The organism is Actinomadura opuntiae (assembly GCF_030283205.1).
Classification (GTDB): Bacteria; Actinomycetota; Actinomycetes; order Streptosporangiales; family Streptosporangiaceae; genus Spirillospora.
The window spans coordinates 40,176-59,366 of sequence record NZ_JASNWF010000005.1; the positions used below are offsets into that span (position 1 = coordinate 40,176).

Below are 19,191 nucleotides of genomic sequence, written 5' to 3' on the forward strand. Positions count from 1 at the left end.
CGCTTTAGTGTGGTTGATGGTTGCGCGCCGCCAAGATACCGGTGTGGTGGGACTGATGACGATGGAACGTCCTCCGTCCGGCCCCGGGAGGCCCGGCCCGCGGGGTCGGGTTCAGGTCTGCGCGCATATGTCGCGGTCGGCGCGGATCTCGCCGGCCACCTTCGGCACCGCCGCGCCGCCGCCGCTCAGCTTCGCGCCGTCCTTGCCGATGACCAGGTAGACGTAGCCGGCCTTCGCCTTGGCCCAGGCGGCCGACGGGTGGCCGGGCACGGCCAGCGCCGTCCGCGCCGCCTGCCCCTCGGCGCCCCGGCCGTAGAGGATCTTCGTCCTGGCCGCCGACTTCACGGTGCCGACCTTGACGACCTTGAAGCCGCGCTCGGCGAGCGCGTCGGCGGTCCGCTGGGCGAGACCGTGCTCGCCGGTGCCGTTGAAGACGCCGATCCGCACCTGCGCGGGCGGGACCGGCTTGACCTTCTGCTGCGCCGGCACCGGCACCGGCGCAGGCGCCGGCTCGGGCGGGGTGTTGTCCTCGCGGATGGCCTGGAACAGCGGCTCGGCGAGCGCCTGGTTGAACTGGACCCGGTTCTTGTCCTTCGGGTAGGCCATCGTCGGCACCGTGACGAAGCGGACCTTGCCCGCGCTCATCCCGCGCAGGCCGCTCGCAAGCTTCTGCATCACCGACAGGGTGAGCTCGTCGTCGGCGTGGATCGACTTGGTGACGGCGGACAGGAAGCTGTAGGTGCGGCCCGGGTCGGTCAGCATCCCCTTGTCGGTCGCCTTCTGGACGACCGAGGCCATGAACGCCTGCTGCCGCTTGATCCGGTCGAGGTCGGAGCCGTTGCCCAGCACGTAGCGGGTGCGCACGTAGCCGAGCGCCTGGTCGCCGTGCACGGTCTGCTTGCCCGCCTTGAGGTGCAGCTCGGCCTTCGGGTCGTTGACGGGCTTGTCGACGCAGATCTCCACGCCGCCGAGGGCGTCCACGACCTGCTTGAAGCCGGCGAAGTCGACCTCGACGAAGTGGTCGATGTGGATCTTGGTGATGGACTCGATGGTGCGCCAGGTGCAGGACGGGCCGGCGTTGGAGAACGCCGAGTTCAGCATGCCGAAGTAGGCGGGGATGGCGGAGCCGTTCTTGCGCTTGCAGCTCGGGACGTTGACCATCGAGTCGCGCGGGAAGCTGATGCCGATCGCGCCGGCGCCGCCGGGCGAGATGTGCAGCAGGATCGTGGTGTCGGAGCGCTCGCCCTGCTCGGTGCCGTACTGGGAGTTGGCGCCCTGCCGGCTGTCGGAGCCCATCATCAGGATGTTGATGGAGTCGTTGAGCTTGGCGGGCCGGTTCTTGCCGAGCTTGTCCCTGACGTTCTCGCGGTGGATCTGGCCGTCCAGCCGCCGCCAGAACCCGTACGCGGTGAGGCTGCCGCCGACCAGGATCACCGACATCGCGATCGAGACCCACCCGAGCACGCGCCACAGGCGCCCCCGCGGCGCCGGCGGTTCCGGCGGCGATGGGGCGCTGTAGTACACCGGCGCGGGTGAGGCGGCTCGCTGCATCCGTAACATTTCAGCACAGATTGGACAGCGGTCACCCCCGTCACGGGAAACTCGGCCGGCAGCGGGCGCCCGGTCGCCCCCGCGGCCGCCGCGGGCCGCCCGGGACGCGGCGGCGAGGTGACTAGACTTCGGTGAGGATGAGCATCGTAGACGCGCTGACCGACCAGGCCATGGTCGTGCTGCAGGACCGGCCGGTCGTGGCGCTGAGCGCCTGGCTGAACCGGGCCCTCGGCGAATGCGCCGGCACCGGCCGCACCCTGCAGCTGGTCACGCCGCTCGGGTCCCGGCTGTCGCTGCCGCTGCGCAGCGCCGCGTCCGGCGCCGAGCTGCAGTGGGTCGTCCGCGACGGCGACGGCTACTACGAGGGCCTGACCGGCCGGCCGCTGAAGTGGGGCGGCGCCGCGTTCGTGCCGGTCCCGGAGGCGCGCGACTACGCGGCCGGGTTCACCACCCGGCCCACCGCCCCGATCGGCTCGCAGCTCACCCTCGTCTACCGGATCCGGCACGGCGCCGACGGGCACCTCGGCGGTCCCGTCGAGCGGCTGCTGCAGCTGACGACCGGCAAGCTGCCGGCCGGCCTCGGCCCCGCCGAGCCGCTGGAGCACCCGTGGCGGCCCGACCGGCTCACCGAGTACGCGCGCGGCCGCTCCACCGCCCGGCTGTTCGTCGCCGGCGACGGCCCGCGCCCCGCGCAGGCGATCTGCGACTTCACCGCCACCGAGGGCGGCGGGATGGCGGAGGTCAGCACCGTCACCGTCGGCTACGGCCCGGACGACCCGCCGCCGCTGCGCCACCTCGGGTCGCTGGTCGGCGCGCTCGCCGCCGACCAGCCCGTCGCGTCGCTGTTCGTGCAGCTCACCCCCGGACGCGCCGACCTCACCACCGAGCCGCGCTGGACGGGCGCGCCCGCCCCGGTCGCGCTGGCCGTCGCGGGCGCCGTCGCCGGCCCGAACGGGATCCCCGGGCAGCAGGTCGGGCCGCCGCGCCAGCCGCTGACGATGTTCCCGCTGGGCGACGGCCGCTCCCAGGACGGCTGGCAGCGGCACAGCCTGCTGATGCAGCACCTCCAGTCGGCGTCCTGACCCCCGCCCGCCGGGGTGTCGCGAGGGCACCGGACGGAACGCGGCGTCCCAAAGCGGCCTTCCACGCCCTCGCCGCCGCATATGCCGCACGGAGCCGATGATCTACCCGTAACGGATGAGGTACGGTCCCCTTCATGGGAGCGGACGGCCAGCTCGGCGCGCTCGAGCGGGCCGTCGAGGGGACCCTCGCCGAGGGCGCGCTGGAGTTCGACGACGACGAGGCCGTGCTGCGGATCGAGGGCTCCCTCGTCCTGACCACCGGCTGGTTCCTGTCCTGCGCCGCCGCCGGCGTCGTGCTGCTGCTGCTCGGCGCGGTGCTGTCGCTGACCGGGCTGCGCGACGCCGCATCGTGGGCGCTCGCCCCCGGTGCCGCGATGGTCGCGCTCGTCCTGGCGTTCCTGCTGGCGCTGCGGTTCACGCCGCTGCCCGCGCTCTGGCCCGAGCTGGAGCTGCGCTTCACCGAGCAGGCGATGGTGCACCGGCGCACCCGCGTCCCGTTCGGCGACCTGCGCCCCGAGCACCTGGTGTGGAAGAACGGCCGGTTCTTCCGCCGGCTGTACGTCCGGCACCCGTCGCTGCGCAAGCAGCTCGCCGGGTTCTTCGAGAGCGAGGAGCGGCAGGCCGAGGAGTTCCAGCGGCGGCTCTGGGAGCTGATCTCCGCGCCGGACCTGCCGGGCGTGCTCACCCACGGCAGCGACCTCACCCCCGTGCAGCGCTGGATCATCGGCGCCGGCGCCCCCTACGGCGCGATCAACGGGTTCCGGCTGGACCGGCTCGGCGCCGCGCCCGGCGAGTCCGCCGCGGCGGCCGACCGGCGCACCGCGCAGGAGCTGCTGCGCGAGCCGTGGGGCGCCTACGTCCTGGAGCAGCTGCTCGCCGCGGTGAACTGGCTCGTCCAGGAGGGCCACCGCGCCGACTTCACCATGGACGCCGAGATCGCCGCCCGCCCGCCGGAGCTCCAGGAGCGCTACGCGGTGCTGCTGCGCGAGGTGGACGGGCTCATCGCCGCCGACCGGCTGGAGCCGCCGTTCGTCGAGCGGCTGATCGAGCTGGTCCGGGTCCGGTACGGGGACGAGGGCGCCGCGTACGCCCGGCTCGTCCCGCCGCTGCTGCGCGACGAGCCGGGCGCGGACGCCAGCGAGGAGGGCGGCGAGCTGGCCCAGTTCCTGCACCGGCTGTTCAACGACCGCGACCACGCCGGCGAGGAGCTGCACCGGCTGGCGGTGCTGGCCGACCCGGCCCTGCGCGCCAACGTCGGCCGCTTCCTGATCTGGGACTACGCGCGCGCGTTGATGCTGTACCGGTGGGGCCACATGGTCGGCTGGTTGACCGAGGAGTACTGCTGGGAGCGGATGCTGCCGCTCGCCCTGGACGTCCAGCGCCGCTACACGTCCTGGCACGACATGGCGACCTGCTACCTGCAGGGACGGCTGCTGTGGTCGGGCGGCGGCGGACGCGCGCAGGCGGAGTACGACCGGCTCGTCGAGCACCTGGCCGGGGAGCGGCGCAGCCCGTGGAACCTCGTGCCGTGGGACCTCGACCTCACCCGCGACTGGCCCTGACCCGCGGCCCCGATCCGTGCACTGACCCGCGGCGCCGGCCTCAGCCGCCGATGACACCGCCCTGGTAGGCGGCGCCGTCCGGCGCGTTCCGCCCGCTTCCGGGCACCTCGGCCGCCGCGCCGCCGTCCTCGCCGGACGCCCTCCAGCTCCGCGCCGGGGCGTCGCTCTCCCCGTCGGGGTACACGGTGCCGCCGAGCCAGTGCACCAGGGAGTCGGCGAACGTGCGGGCGACGCGCGGCGCGTCCGGCAGGTCGGTGACCGCGCGGATGTCGACCCACCACACCGGCGCGACGACCCGCGCCGCGAACTCGGCGCCGAGCAGCCGGCCGATCTCGCCCTGCACCGACACCTGCACCGCGTCCTCGATCGCGACGAGCAGCCGGCCCTCCGCGTCGTACAGCAGCGTCGGCTCCGGCTCGCCGCCGCGCAGCTCCAGCGGCTCGCCCATCGCGATCATGCCGTCGGCGACCGCGTGCACGTCCGGGCGGCGGCGCACCAGCGCGACCAGGTCACTGCTCACCGGGCCACCCCCGCGCCGAGCGAGCGGGCGAACACCTCGTGCACCACCTGGATCCCCGCCATCCGCGCGGCGGCCGACACCCGGCCGAGCTCCAGCGAGCTGCCCGTCGCCAGGTGCCGGTCGTAGGGCACCGCCACCACCGGCAGCCCCCACGCGGCCAGCATCTGGTGGGCGCGCTGCAGGTCGGCGCCGACCTGCGGGGCGTGCGACACCATCGCGATCACGGTGCGGCGCAGCACGTCCTGCTGGTCGTTGGAGACGAACCACTCCAGCGCGCCGCGCGCGCTCAGCGCCCCGTCGACCGTGCCCGGCGTCACCAGCACCAGGCCGTGCGAGCCCGCGATCACCCCGCGGTTGACCTCGGTGAGGATGCCCGCGCCGCAGTCGACGACCGTCGCCGCGACGTACCGGCTCACCGCGCTCAGCGCCGCCTCGAACGTCTCCAGCGTGAACTCGCCGGCGATGCGGCCGCCGCGGGTGGACGACAGCACCCACAGGCCGTCGGGCGTGCGGGTGAGGAACCGCGCCGCCTCCTCGAACGACTGCGGCTGCTGCCCGGCGAGGTCGAACAGCGACAGCTGCGAGCGGACGCCGAGCCGCAGCGGCAGCGAGCCCAGCTCGGCGTCGGCGTCGGCGGCCAGCACCCGGTCGGCGCGGTGCCGGGCCAGCTCGGTCGCGACCAGCGCGGCCATCGTCGTCTTGCCCGCGCCGCCGCGCACGCTCGCCACCGCGATCTGCCGGGAGCTCGCCACGGACCGCTGCATCAGCTCGGCGAACGCGGCCAGCAGCCGGGCCTCGCGGGCGCCGCCGCCGACCGCCTTCAGCACGCCGCGCCCGACCCGGCGGGCCAGCACGTCGCCGTGCTGGTTCCGGCGGACGAGGTCGGTGGGCGGGATCTGCTGGCCGCCCGCGGGGCCGGGGGCGGCGGGCTGGCCGGTCACGCCGGGATGGACGGGCGCGGCGGGCTGCCCCGCGGCGGCCGCCGGGTCGGGCCACGCGGCCTGCTGCCCGGTCTGCCGTCCCTGCTGCGCCGCCTGGTCACCGGCCGCGGGGATCGCGCCGAGGACCGGGTTGACCGCGGCCTCCCAGTCGAAGTCGGAGTGGACGAGCGGGTCGGCCTGCTGCTGTTGTTGCGGCTCGGCGGGGGCGTCCGCTCCCGGCTGCGCCGCTTGCTGCTGCGCCGCCGCCTGTTGTGCGGCCACCTGCTCCTGAAGGGCCTGCTGCGCTGCCTGCTGAGCCGCCGCTTGCTGGGCGGACATCTGCTGCTGGGCGGCGAACGGCTGGACGGGCGGCTGCTGGGGGGACGGCACCGGGTCAGGCGCCGGCGGCTCGGGGAGCAGCGGCGCCGGTTCGTCCTGCACGTCCTGCGAAACCTGCGCGACCTGCGGGAACGGCGGAGCCTCAGGGACGGGAGGCGACGTCTCGGGCGCCGGCTGGGCGGGCTGGGCGGCGGGCTGGGTGGCGGGCTGCTGCGCCACCGGCTGGGCCGACTGCTGCACGGGCTGGACGGGTTCGGCGGAGGCCTGGGCCACCTGCGGCGGGACGGACGCGGACGGCGCCCTTTCCTGGGCAGGCCGGGGCGGCGCGTCGGCGCCCCACGACCCCTGCGCGGGGCCGGACGGCGTCGCGTCGAGGACCTGGAGGCCCCGCCGGGAAACGCCGATCTCGCGCAAAACCGCCTGTTGCCAGCTGGAGTCGGACACCTGCCTCCTCTCTCCCCGCCAAGCCTACGAGACGCCCGTCGCCCCACGCACCGCCACGGGTCCGGCGGGGCCTGTCCGGCGGGGGCCGGGGCACCGTGCACACCGCCCTCACCGGCACAGACGGCACCAGACCGGCGATCTCCCCTGAAATCACCATGACCTGCCCGCTAGTCTTGCCGGACCTCAAACGGCACCCCGCCCTGTGAACATCCGCCCGGAGCGAGCATGAACCCCCCTCAATGGCCCGGCCAGCCTCCCGGCGGGCCCGGATTCCCGCCGGCCCCGCCCGGCCCGCCGATGCCCGGCCCCCCGATGCCCGGCCCGCCGGGTCCCCCGATGGGCTTCCCGCCCCCGCCGCGGCGCAGCGGCGGCGGCGCGCTCGTGCCGCTGCTGATCATCGGTGTGGTCGCGGTGCTCGCCATCGTCGGCGTCAGCGCGTTCTTCCTGCTCAGCGGCGACGACGAGACCGACGACCCGCCGGTCGCCATGCCGACGCTGACCCACATCACCCCGTCCACGGAGACCAGCTCCCTGCCGTCGCCGCGCGCGTCCGTCGGGGGCGGCGGCACCGGTGACCCGGCGAGCGTCCTGTCCCGCACGATCCGGACGGCGAAGGGCAACACCTTCACCCAGGCGGGCACCCGGACCGAGTCGTGCGTCACCCGCGCCAACACCAAGCTGCTGACCGCGCTGCGCCGGCACCCGTGCGTCGGGCTCATGCACTCCGCGGTCTACGCCAACCCCGGCAGGACGATCATCACCTCGGTGTCGATCATGACGCTGGGCAGCAGCTCCGCGGCGATCAGCGTCAAGGGCGTCACCGACCAGAGCGGCTGGCCGAAGCTGCTCACCCCGTCGGACGCCAGCGGGCTCCCCCAGCCGCGGGCGAACCCGGCGTACTGGACGCGGACCTGGTCGCAGGGCCGCAACGTGATCTACGCGCAGTCGTACTGGAAGAGCGGCGGCCCGACCGGCGGCCGCACCGGCCAGGTCTTCGCGACCGCCGGCGAGCTGGGCGTCGAGGTCACCAACACCCTGCTCTGGTCGAACTGATGGAGCGCTCCGCGCGGGGCCGGGACGGGCGCGCGAGCCCCCGTCCCGGCCCGCCGCGTCCCGCGGCGGCGGAGCGGTCAGCCTTCGCGGCGCTGCGCCGCCTCGCGCTTGCGGGCCTGCGCCCGCTCGTAGGAGGCCAGCGCGCGCTCGCCGCCGGGCCGCAGTTCGAAGCGGACGCCGCGGTCGCCCTCGAACGGCTCGCGGTGGTCGAAGCCGCCGGTGTAGATCTCGGCGGGCACCCGGTCGGGGAAGGCGTCGCAGTACGGGATCCAGGTGTCCATCGACGTCGTCGCGTCGGGGTTGGCCCGCTGCTGGAGACGCACGCACGCGTCACAGATGCTGGGTCTCCTGCGCATGGTCCGGCCGTCCTCTCCGCTGTTCGCCCTGCCGTCCGCTCGCGCCGCCGGGCGCGCCGCCCGCGGCCACGCCGCAGTGTTCCACACCCGCGGTAACGCCTTCCGGCCCGTCCGCGATCACCATGGAACGGGTTGCGACATGAGCGAGGAAATCATCATAATGATCGCTCTCTGTGTGTCTGTGATCGTGCGCGGTCGCGGGCTCGTTCAGCTCCCGACGAACAGAGGGGTCCCCTGTGCGCGCTGAATGGCAGGCGCATATCGACGAACTCCTGCAGACCTACCAGGAGAAGCGCCGGCAGATCCAGGAGATGCAGTCCCGGCTGGAGACCATCGAGGCGTCGGCCGAGGCCGCCGACGGCATGGTCCGCGTCAAGGTCGACCGGCAGGGCCGGCTGACGTCGCTGGAGTTCGACCCGCGGGCGTCCCGCAAGCTCGGCAGCGAGGAGCTCGCCGGCGCCGTCATGGAGGCGTCCAAGAAGGCCCAGTCGGACGTCGCGGAGCAGGTGCGCGAGGCGATGCAGGGCCTCGCGCCCGAGGGCGGGTCCGGTCAGGGCGGCGGGTTCGACCTCGCCAAGCTGCTTCCCGAACGGCCGGACGACATCGAGGCCGTCCGGCAGCGCCTCGGGATCCCGCCGCTATGACGTTCGACGGCTACGAGGTCGACACCGAGGCCCTCAAACGCGCCGGCGGCGGATTCGACACCAACGCCAACACGCTGCAGCAGATCTTCGACACCCTCAACTCGGCGCTGCAGGCGGAGGGCAAGTGCTGGGGCGCCGACGAGACCGGACAGAAGTTCGAAGAGGGCTACGGCGAGCCCAGCAAGAGCGTCCTGGAGGCCTTCCCCAAGCTCAAGACGGGGTTGAACGGCATCAAGAAGGGCGTCGACGAGATGGCCAAGGAATACAAGAAGGCCGAAGACGCCTCGAGGCTGAAGTGAGCTGATCCGTGGGTCTGGAAATCCCCGCCGAGGTCCAGTGGCTGTCGTGGATCGTCGGCTCCGACTGGCCCGAGGGCGACGAGACCGCGATGCGGCGCTGCGCGGCGGCCTGGCGGCAGGCCGCGACGTCCATCAACGAGCTCGTCGGCGACGTCACCGGAACCGTCAACAACGTCCGCGGCACCCTGGACGCCGAGGCGGCCGAGAAGTTCCAGAAGAACGTCGAGCAGTGGATCACCACGGACCCGCGGCTGCTGCCCAGCATGGCCGAGTCCTGCGAGAAGCTCGCCGAGGTCCTCGACAACGGCGCGCTGGACATCGAGTACGCCAAGTACATGTTCATCGCGCTGCTGATCGTCACGGCGATCGAGATCGCGATGCTGATCGCGGCGGCGTTCGAGACGTTCGGCGCGTCCACGGCGGGCATCCCGGTGGCGGAGGCCGCGGCCCAGACCTCCTCACGGCTGATCTTCAAGGAGCTGATGCAGAAGCTCAGCGAGAAGCTCGGGGAGAAGCTGCTCGCCTCCGTGCTGAAGGGCGCCGCGTTCGGCGCGCTGCAGGGCGGCGGGCTCGACCTGCTGGTCCAGGGCGTCCAGATCGCCGAGGGCAACCGCAAGGGCGTCGACTGGGGCAAGACCGCCGGCGCCACCTTCGACGGCGCGATCGGCGGCGCCTTCTCCGGCGGCATCGCGCACGGCGCCGGCAAGATCCCGGGCGTCGGCGACGCCGCCGCCACCCCGCTCGGCAACATGTTCAAGGGCATGGCGCGCGAGGGCGCGTCCGAGGCCATCAGCGGCGTGGCCGGCACGGTCGCCACGTCCGCGATCCACGGCGACCCGCTGACCTGGGACGCCATCGCCAAGGGCGCCACCTCCGGCGCGTTCGGCGGCGCGGTCGGCGGCGGTAAGGGCGGCCTGAACGACTTCGACGTCCCGACCCCGGGCGTCGAACCCACCACGAACGTCACCCCGACGACGACGCACACGCCGTCAGTCGGCGACGGCGGCGACGGCGGTGGCAGCGGTGGTTCCGACGGCGGCGGTTCTTCGGGCGGCGGCTCGGGCGGTGGTGGCGGGACGCACGCCACCGGCGGCGGTGGCTCCTACGGGGGCGGCTCGTCGGGTGGTGGCGGCGGCTCCCACGGCGGTGGCGGTTCCAACGACGGCGGTGGCTCGGGGGGCGGCGGTGGTGGAAACCGCATCTCCACGCTGCTGGGCGACACCGGCGGCGGTGGCGGCGGCGGCTCCAGCCACGGCGCCACGCTCGCATCGGCGGCCCCGGAAGGCGGCGGCGGCTCGTCCTACTCGGGCGGCGGCTCGTCCGGCGGCGGCCTCGGCTCCAACCCCGCCGCCTACAGCGGCGGCGCTCCCTCCGGCGCGGACGGCGGCGGCCCGGGCTCGTCCTCGCCGTTGGGCGGCGGTGCCCCGAGCGGCGCCGTCCCCATGGGCGGCGGGACGGCCCCCGGTGGCGCGCCCGCGGCGGGCGGCGCCGGCGTCCCCGGCGGCGCGGCCCCGGCCCCGTCCACGGGCGCCGGTGGGACCGGCTCCCCAGGCTCCGGCGCGGGCTCGGGTTCCACCGGCTCCGGCGGTTCGGGCGGCTCCGGCAGTTCTGGCAGCGGCGCCCCGGGCGCGCGCCCCGCGGCGGGCGGCGGCGTTCCCGGCGGCACACCGTCCTCCCCGGTGGGTGGCAGCCCGTCCACCGGCTCCGGCTCGTCCGGCGGCGGCTCCGGCCGAGGCCGCGACGGCGCCCCCACCGAGGGCGCGACGCCGTCCTCCACCGGCAGCGACGGCCCGTCCTCCTCGCCCACCACCCCAGGCACCGGCGACGAACACACCCCCGCAGCGGGCGGCCACACCGACCCGGCTGCCCACACCGAAACGCCCCCCGCGCCCGGCGACAGCACGACGCCCTCCGGCGACGAGCACACTCCGGCTCCGGGCGGCAACAACGAGACGTCCCCGCTGCACGAAGGCGGCACGCCGTCCACCGGCGACGAGCACACCCCCACCGCGGGCGACGGCAGCGCCCCGGCGGCCCGCGGCGACACGTCCGCCCCGCGCGAAGGCAGCACACCGCCCGGCGAGCACACGCCGTCCACCAGCGAGAACAACACCGCGCCGACCCGCGACCACAACACGCCACCCGCAGGCGAGAGCACCACGCCGTCCACCGGCAGCGAGCACACCCCTGCAACGGGCGGCGAGAGCACGCCTCCGGCAGGCCGCACCGACGCGCCTTCCGCAGGCAACGACGGCACGCCGCCGACGGGTCGCACCGACGCGCCCGCCACCGGCGAAGGCAGCAGCACGGCACCCGAGAGCGCCGGTACGGAACCGTCCAGCGGCGGCTCCCCGTCGGCCTCGACCGACGGAACCGGCACCGATTCCGGAGGCGGCGGTTCCACCTCGGCGGACGGCGGCTCGATTCCCGAGGGCACCGGATCCCCGGCGCCTGAAGGCGGCGAGGCCCCGCCGACCAGCACGGCCGGCGCGTCCGACCACACGGCCGCCGACCAGCCCGACGCCATGGCGGAACCGCAGCACGACGGGTCCGGGACGTCGGACGGCGGCCAGCCCGGCATCATCGCGGGCGTGCCCATGCCGATGGGCGGAATGGGCTCGATGGGCGGCGGCTCCGGCGTGCGCGGCGGCGGGTCGCCCGCGCCGTCCGGTGGCACCAGGGTCCGCACGTCGACCCCCGGGTCGGGACGTCCCGAGACCACGACCCGCTCTCCCAACGAGAACGGGCGCAGGGTTCCGAGGCCGTCCGACGGCTCCGTCCGCGAGAACGAGCCGCACACCGGCACCCCGGCACCGCACACGGAGAACGGGCCGCAGCCCGCGCACGAGACACCGACCCCGACCGAGAACGCGGGTACGCCGGGCGACGAGGGCGGACGGTCCGCGCCGTCGCGTCCGCTGACCGACGACAACGCCGCCGCCGACCCGGCGCACCGGCCGATCGAGGACGTCGACGGCCAGGGCGTCGTCCGATCAGACGCCCCGCCCGCCGAGCCGGGACAGCCGGAGCAGACGCCGTCCAGCGGCGAGAACGCGCCGCCGGAACGTCCGCTGACCGAGGACAACGCTCCGGGCGAAAGCCCCATCCAGGACGTGGACGACCAGGGCGTCGTCCACGGCGACACGGAACCGGAGCACCGCGAGGCCGCCCCGCAGGACGGCGAGCCGGAGCAGCACAACAAGGAAAGCGGCGACGCGGGCGACCACGACCAGCCGTCCGGCGACGACACGCCGGGCGGCCACGACGAGCCGCAGAACCTCGCGGACGCCGAGCAGCAGGCGCGCGAGATCCTCGACCGGTTCGGCGACGACGCGCCCGCCGTCGACTTCTCCTCCCGGCCGATCGACCCGGCCGCCGTCCAGGAGATCAACCGCGCCCTCGGGCAGCTCGCCGCCGACTACCCCGGCACGATGCAGCGGCTCAACCGCATCGCGTCGATCGACATGCCCGGCGAGGGCGACACCCTCGCCTACGCGCGGCTGCACGGCGACGACCAGGGCATCTACATCAACGCGTCCGAGTTCGACGACAACGCGGCGCGCAACGAGGAGGGCGTGGCCGAGGAGGAGGACGGGTTCACCGTCCCCGGCGGCGGGTCGACCGAGGGCGTCTTCACCCACGAGTTCGGCCACCAGCTCGGGCAGCGGCTCCTCGAGGACCCGCAGATGCGGGCCGACCTGAACCAGGCGATCTCCGACGCGCTCGGCGTCCCCTACGACGCCACCCAGCCGCACGACGCCGCGATGAAGGCCCGCATCGAGGACGCCCTCTCGCAGTACGGCGCGACGACGCCGCACGAGATGATGGCGGAGGCGTTCACCGAGTACCGCCTCGCCGAGAACCCGCGCGACCTGGCCCGCGCCATCGGCGGCGTCATGGACCGCCACCTCCGCGCCGAGACCCCGGAACCCACCCCGTCCACCGGCAACGACGGCGCACCCCACAGCCGCACGACGCTCCCCCACCAGCCGCACGACAACGGGACGCCCGGCGAGCCCTCGCGCACGCCCGGTGAGGGCCCGCCTCGCCACGACGACGGCCAGATGCGCCCCGACGACGCCCGCCCGCGCGAAGGCGAGCCGAGCCACGCCCGAAGCGAGCAACCCCCACTCCACGACAGCGGCGAACTGCGCCCCGACGAGCGCGCCCCCGGCGAGGGCGAACAGCCCCGCCGTAACGACAGCGGCGAACTCCCCCTCGACGAAACCCGCCCCCACAACGAAACCGAACCCCGAACCGACGAGGGACAGCCGCGCTCGGACGAAACCGCACCACGCCGCGACGACCGCGAGCCCGGCGAAGGCGAGCAGCCACGCCGTAACGACAGCGGCGAACTCCCCCTCGACGAAAGCCGCCCGCGCAACGAGACCGAACCCCGTCCCGACGACGGGCGTCCGCGCTCCAACGAAACGGAACCGCGTCCGGACGACGGCCGTCCGCGCGAAGGCGAGCCGACCCACACCCGGGGCGAGGAGCCCCTGCGCCACGACAGCGGCGAACTACGCCCCGACGAAAGCCGTCCGCGCCCGGACGAACACACGCGTCCCGGCGAAGGCGAGGAAGGGCCGCAGTACCGGCGGTCCCGCTCCAGCGATGACGACCCCGACCCGACCGGCGGTGACGACTCCAACCCGCCGCCGCCCGACTCGCCCGCCGCGACCCCGGGTGAGGAGCCGCCCGCTCCCCGGATGCCGCACCAGCAGGCCGACTGGAACCCACCGCAGCACACCCGCGAGGGCGACCTCTCGCTCGCCCCGGACGAGCGGGTGGCGGACCATCCGGACCTCGCCGCCAACACCCGGTACACGGTGTACCAGACCGATCCGGTCACGGGTGAGCGGCTTCCCCGAAGCGTCGTCTACACGGACGGCGACCGCCGCGTCACGCACGTCACGAACTTCACCTCGGACGACCCGAACGTCCGCGTCGTCCCGCCGAACGACAACGTCGACGTCACCCGTCCGGAACCGGGCGTCACGCACAGGGTCGACCTCGGCCACGACAACCCGCACATCTTCCCCGGTGAAGAGGTCTCCACCGGTCACGGCGCCGCCCCGTCGGCCACCAGGTTCGATCCGCCGGCCGACGCCGTCCACCACACGTGGCCCGACACGTACGACGTCCGCAGGGAAGGGCCCTTCGCCACCCGGACGGACCTGCAGAGGCCCGCGAACGCGCGCATCGAGGTCCTCGGCCCGGGAGGCAAGCTCCACGGCGTTTTCTGGACCGACGGCAACGGCAACGTCACGCACGTCCGGACCTGGTACGGCGACAAGACGCACGGGTTCAACCCCGAACTCGGCGACAAGCCGGCGAAGGCCAAGGCCGCGGGCGTCCCCAAGCCGAACACCCACTACCTGATCGAACCGCACGAGCGGTTCAGGGTGGAGAACAACACCCAGCTCGATCCGCCCAGCGGCGCCCGCACCGGCGACTTCGGTGACGGCAGCGTCAAGCCGGGCACGTTCGCCTACCACACGAACGACCGCGGCCAGGCGCAGACGGCCAGCGGACGCCCGGAGTACGACGCGGGCAAGGCGCAGCGGAACGAAAGCGTCCAGACGGACGTCGGCCGCACCGGCGGCGGCCATCACCCGCCCGGACGTACCGACCCCAAGCGCGTCGGCGAGTACCACGGCGGCGAATTCGACGGCGGCCACATCTTCCCGCACGAGGCGCGCGGACCCGGCGAGAAGATCAACTACTTCCCCCAGGAGAGCAGGACCAACCGCGGCAACCACGGCACGGGCTTCACGCCGAGCGAGACCTGGCGCCACTCGTTCGAGGCGCACCTCTACGCCCAGCAGGAGGCCGGCCACACGATCCAGCGGATCGACTTCTTCCCCGAACCGAACGATCCGCGGGTCACGCCGGAGGTCGTCCACGTCCGCTGGACGGAGATGGTCCCGCCGCGCACCCCCGACGGGGAACCCGAGCTGTACACGCATTACCGCAGCTTCCACAACGTCGACCCGTCGCTGCGGGGCACCCCTCCCCCGCCGGGATCGATCCCGCCGGGCAGCGGCTCCGGACCGTCCACGCCGACGTCCCCGGGGCCGGACGAGCCGCAACGCCGCATGCGCGCCCCGCGCCCCGAACCGGGCGACGAGCGAGTGGCCCCGACCCCCGAGCGCACCCCCGCCCCCGAACCAACACCGTCGCCCGAACCGACCACGACCCCCGAACCGGAGGCACCGGCGGCCGACGGGCGACCCGCCGAGACTGCGCCCCCGCCCGGCACGCCCACCGGCCGCGAGGCGGGGACGACGGAGGCCGCCCGCCCCGACGCCCGCTCGCACTACGGCTGGTACGAGTCGGAGGGACCGGCCACCGCGCCGCGCCCGGAGGCCGCTCCCGCCACTGGCGGACAGCACACGGTCGGCACTCCCCGCCCGGAGAGCCACGCGCCGGCCGAGGGCACCGCGCCGCGCAGCGAGAGCACCACGCCGCGCGCCGAGGGCACGGCGCCCCGTACCGAGAGCGGTGCGGGTGGGGAGACGGGGCCTCGGCGGGACGCCACGCTCGGTGCTCCTGAGGAGACCGCGCCCCGGCCTGAGGGGGACGTCCGCGGCGAGAGCGCCCGTCCCGCCTCCGAGCCGGTCACCGGGACGGGAGGCCCGCGTCCGGAGACTCCGCCGTCCTCCGTCGGGGACGGGACGCGCGCCGACAGCGGTCCCCGGCCCGCGGAGAACGCGCCGCCCACGCGCGGGACGACGCCCGGCGAGGACGGGACGCGGCTGGCGGACGCGGCGTCCCGATCCGATGCCGCGCCGCATCCGGAGACCGCGACGCGCACGGAGGCGGCGGCGCCCAGGGCGCGGGCGGCCGAGCCGGAGGGCGAGCGTCCTCGCACTGCCGATCCGGAGCTGATGCGCCGCGTCCACGAGAACGAGCAGATCCGGCAGATCGTGGACCAGGCGCGCGACACCGTGGTCAACGACCGCGGCGACCGGCTCGGCGACCTCCTGGACGACGACCTGCGCACCCGGCTGCCCGACCATCCGGAGCTGGCGCGGATCATCGAGGGGAACGGCCCGCCGCCGCTGACCAAGGCCGAGCAGGCGATCCACGACTCGCTGCTGGCCCGGCCCCGGACGCTGCACAGCCTGCTGACCCACCCGGAGGCCGTCCACATCCTGGAGGAGTCCATCCGGGAGGTGAACGAGCGCGGCGCCGAGGTCATCGTGGACGAGGGTCCCACCCGGCCCGCCGAGACGCCGCTGGAGGAGTGGCAGACCGAGATCAGCGACCGCCTTATCCGCGAGATCGGCACGTCCCAGGCGCCCGGCCAGCCGGGCTTCGACCACGAGGCCCTCGCCGCCGAGCGGGCACGGGCGGGCGAGGACCGGCCGCTGGCGAAGGACAACCAGTTCGTCAACGACTACCTGGACGAGCTCTACCGCGCCGCCGACGAGCACAAGGACACGCTGCACGCCGTCCTCAGGGAACTGGCCAACGAACCCGAGGACGCCAAGATGCGGCCGGGCCGCAAGGACCGGGTCCGCGCGCTCGACAAGATCATCAACGAGAACGAGGGCGACGCCTCCACGCTCAACGACCTGCTGGGCGGCAAGGTCCAGTTCGGCAGCGTCTCGGACCTGTACCGCGCGCTCGACCGCGTGCAGGAGGTCACCCGCCGGCACGGCGTGCAGGTCGTGTCCATCAAGGACCGGCTGCGGAGCCCGCAGCCGAGCGGCTACCGGGACATCCGCATGACCGTGCGGATGCCGAACGGGCACATCGGCGAGCTCCGCCTGCACCTGAAGTCGTTCGACGCGGTCGCCGACCACGAGCACTCGCTGTACGAGGTCTCGCGCGACCTCCCGAACGTGGCCGAAGAAGGGGCCGCCCGAGGTGAGCGCGAGCCGCGGCTGACGCCGGAGGAGCGAGCCGTCCGGCTCGCGATCAACGCACGCCTCAATGAGCGCTTCAACGAGGCCTTGGATCAGGCGCTGGCGCCGCCTCCGCGGAGCGGCGACGCGGCGGCCCCACCGGATGCCCCGCACCGTACGGACGGCCCGGACACCGCCTCCCGAGGCACCGCACCGCCCGAGCACGCGCCTGCCGACGGCACCGGACACGAAGTCAGGCAGCCCGCCGGAGAAGAACACCGACCGGGCCACGAGGACGGGCCGGCGCACGACCGGGACCAGGAGCACGAGTCCGGCTCGCCGCACGACGTCGAGATCCCGGAGGGCCTGCCCCCGCACCTGCACGAGGTGTTCCGCGGCAGCGACGAGACCCCGGCGGGCCGGTCGTTCCACGATCCGTCCGACCCGGCGATGCGCGACCTGGCGCGCCGGGTCCCGGCCGATCCGCAGCGTTTCGTCATCGACGGGCACGCGGACGCGGACGGGCTGCGGCTCGGCGGCGGGCGCCGGCTCGGCGTGGACGACCTCGCCGACCTGATCGGCAACGACCCGGCGTGGGGCCGCCGCGAGGTCCTGCTGCTGGGCTGCCACACCGGCGACGGCGACTTCGCCGCCCGGCTGGCCGAGCGGCTCGGCGTCCCGGTCATCGCGCCGCACGGCCTCGCCTGGTCGGACGGCGACGGCAACGTGTACGCCTCGTCGGGCCATGCCGGCGCGGACGGCCAGCTGCGTCCCGGCCTGCCGCCGGACGGCTCCTGGACCGTCCACCACCCCGACGGCGCCACCACGCCCGGCGGCCAGGACGGATACGCCCCCGGCCACCCGCGCGAGGGCGCCGCACAGCCGCACGGTGACGCCGAGGCGCGCGGCCTGCGCGACTGGTTCCGGCGGCGCCGCGAGACCGAGCCGCCCGGCGACAACGCCCCGCCGCCGCACACCGGGTACGCCGACCCGAGACGTCCGGCACCCGGCCACGCCGATCCGCGGCACTCCGCGCCCGGCTACGGCGACCCCCGCCACCCGGCACCGGGCTACGGCCCCTCCGGTTACCCCCGTCACCCGGCCGCCTCGAGCCCGCCGGCAGGCCACGCCGTCCCGCATGTGCCGGGGAGTCACCACGGCACTCCTCCGGGCGCCCGCCCCGGCCCGGTCCCCGGTGCCAATCCGCATCCGGGTCCGCACCCCGGTATGCGGCCGGGAGTGCACCCGGGCGTGCCTCCGGCCACGGGACCGGCTGCTCCCGCGAGCACCCATCCGGCGGCGCACCCAGGCCTGGCGGCCGGTGCCCGTCCAGGAGCGGTGCCGGGCACCCACCCCACGGGACCGGTACCCGGCGCCCACCCGGGCACGGCCCCTGGACCTCGTCCGGCGGCGGCACCCGGCCCGGCCGCATACCGAGCAACCCCTCCCGGAACGCCTCCCGGAGCGCATCCCGGCACCCCTCCGGCGTCCCTCGCCGGATCGAACCCGGGCGCACACCCTGCCGCCCACCCGGCCGCCGCCGGACACCCGGCGGGCCATCCGGCCGCCCACCCCGGCGGCACCCCGGTCGGGCACCCCGCCGCGCACGCCCCGGGCGGCCACCCCGCCGCGCATCACCCGGGAGCGGCCCATCACGGCCCGGCGGAGGGACGCGTCGGTCCCGACGGCGTCCGCCGGTTCGGCAGCGATCATGAGGGCGAGCAGTACGGCGAGAACCGGCTGGCGCACGTGTACCAGCAGCTCCCGCCGCACCTGCAGCACGCGATCTACCAGTACACGGTGCAGTCGATGCCGAACCCGCACCTGCGCCCGGGCGCCGACGTGGCGGGTTATCTCAACCAGGTGCGGCGCGAGGAGAACTACGCGCGGAACCTCGCGTACCTCAACAACGGCGTCATGCCGTTCGACGAGGGCTCGCTCGAAGCGATGCGCCATCGGACGGATCTGAACGACTACCAGCGGCAGATCGTCGAGTACGTGCTGGCCCACGACGAGCCGGGCCTGCGGCTCAACGAGATGTGGCGGCAGCATCTGGAGCACGACCGGCTGTCGAACTACCTCGGCGGCGACCCGACGCCGGAGGCCTTCTGGCGGCGGATCGCCGAGCTGGACCAGGCTCTGCACCAGCCGCTGCCGGAGCCCGTCGAGACGAACCGCGGCCTGCACGACGTGTCGTTCATGCTGACTCCGGACGGCACGCCGCTGGGGAACCGGGACCCGCAGCTGCTGATCGGTGCGACGCAGACCGAGCCGGCGTACATGTCGACCTCGCTCGGGGTCAGCCCGGCCGTCGTCGACAGGAACCCGTTCGAGTTCCGGATCCGGATGCGTCTCCCCGCGGGCTCGCACGGCCTGTGGATGGGCCGTCGCAGCGAGTACGCCGATCAGCGGGAGCTGATCCTGCCGCGCAACACGAGATATCGCATCACGAACGTCGTCCATACTGGATGGACATGGTCGCCGACCAGGGACGGCGGCTGGGTCCAGCGGCCCACCTACGACATCTGGGCGGACGCGTCGCCCCCCAGATGACAAGGCCAGGAGAAG

Annotated in this window: 10 protein-coding genes; 6 read left to right on the forward strand and 4 right to left on the reverse strand. The window is 74.7% G+C overall.

Annotation, left to right across the window (positions count from 1 at the left end; all coding sequences use genetic code 11):
• Nucleotides 1-111: 111 nt before the first annotated feature.
• Nucleotides 112-1,551 carry an LCP family protein gene (locus QP089_RS11430; protein ID WP_285911499.1) on the reverse strand — a complete coding sequence of 480 codons (1,440 nt, stop codon included), beginning with the start codon at nucleotides 1,549-1,551 and terminating at the stop codon, nucleotides 112-114.
• 137 nt (nucleotides 1,552-1,688) lie between these two features.
• On the opposite strand from QP089_RS11430, the gene QP089_RS11435 reads away from it, so the two are divergent.
• Nucleotides 1,689-2,633, forward strand: a complete 945-nt coding sequence (locus QP089_RS11435) for a DUF6177 family protein (protein WP_285911500.1) — start codon at nucleotides 1,689-1,691, stop codon at nucleotides 2,631-2,633.
• A 134-nt stretch (nucleotides 2,634-2,767) separates the two neighbouring features.
• Nucleotides 2,768-4,195, forward strand: a complete 1,428-nt coding sequence (locus tag QP089_RS11440; RefSeq protein WP_285911501.1) for a DUF1266 domain-containing protein — start codon at nucleotides 2,768-2,770, stop codon at nucleotides 4,193-4,195.
• 40 nt (nucleotides 4,196-4,235) lie between these two features.
• On the opposite strand, the gene QP089_RS11445 is transcribed toward QP089_RS11440, so the two are convergent.
• Both QP089_RS11445 and QP089_RS11450 read right to left on the reverse strand, forming a co-directional pair.
• The gene (locus tag QP089_RS11445) at nucleotides 4,236-4,715 is read right to left on the reverse strand and encodes a hypothetical protein (protein ID WP_285911502.1); all 480 of its coding nucleotides are present in this window, start codon (nucleotides 4,713-4,715) and stop codon (nucleotides 4,236-4,238) included.
• Entirely contained in the window at nucleotides 4,712-6,418 is a 1,707-nt protein-coding gene (locus QP089_RS11450; RefSeq protein ID WP_285911503.1) for a CpaE/TadZ family protein, read from the reverse strand. Before QP089_RS11450 ends, QP089_RS11445 begins: the two co-directional genes overlap by 4 nt.
• A gap of 336 nt (nucleotides 6,419-6,754) precedes the next feature.
• Here QP089_RS11450 and QP089_RS11455 point away from each other — a divergent pair, with 336 nt between their 5' ends.
• Nucleotides 6,755-7,471, forward strand: a complete 717-nt coding sequence (locus tag QP089_RS11455) for a flagellar basal body-associated FliL family protein (RefSeq protein ID WP_285911504.1) — start codon at nucleotides 6,755-6,757, stop codon at nucleotides 7,469-7,471.
• Nucleotides 7,472-7,548: 77 nt separating this feature from the next.
• Here QP089_RS11455 and QP089_RS11460 read toward each other — a convergent pair whose 3' ends face one another.
• A complete protein-coding gene (locus tag QP089_RS11460; protein WP_285911505.1) occupies nucleotides 7,549-7,794 on the reverse strand; it encodes a hypothetical protein in 246 nt (81 codons plus the stop codon).
• Between the two features lie 269 nt (nucleotides 7,795-8,063).
• Here QP089_RS11460 and QP089_RS11465 point away from each other — a divergent pair, with 269 nt between their 5' ends.
• From QP089_RS11465 to QP089_RS11475, 3 genes are read left to right on the forward strand one after another with little or no spacing between them, the layout of a single operon-like run.
• A complete protein-coding gene (locus QP089_RS11465) occupies nucleotides 8,064-8,471 on the forward strand; it encodes a YbaB/EbfC family nucleoid-associated protein (RefSeq protein WP_285911506.1) in 408 nt (135 codons plus the stop codon).
• On the forward strand, nucleotides 8,468-8,770 hold the full coding sequence (locus QP089_RS11470) for a WXG100 family type VII secretion target (protein WP_285911507.1): 303 nt from the start codon (nucleotides 8,468-8,470) through the stop codon (nucleotides 8,768-8,770). The genes QP089_RS11465 and QP089_RS11470 overlap by 4 nt, the downstream gene beginning before the upstream one ends.
• A gap of 8 nt (nucleotides 8,771-8,778) precedes the next feature.
• On the forward strand, nucleotides 8,779-19,176 hold the full coding sequence (locus QP089_RS11475) for a WXG100-like domain-containing protein (RefSeq protein ID WP_285911508.1): 10,398 nt from the start codon (nucleotides 8,779-8,781) through the stop codon (nucleotides 19,174-19,176).
• The last annotated feature ends 15 nt before the right edge of the window (nucleotides 19,177-19,191 follow it).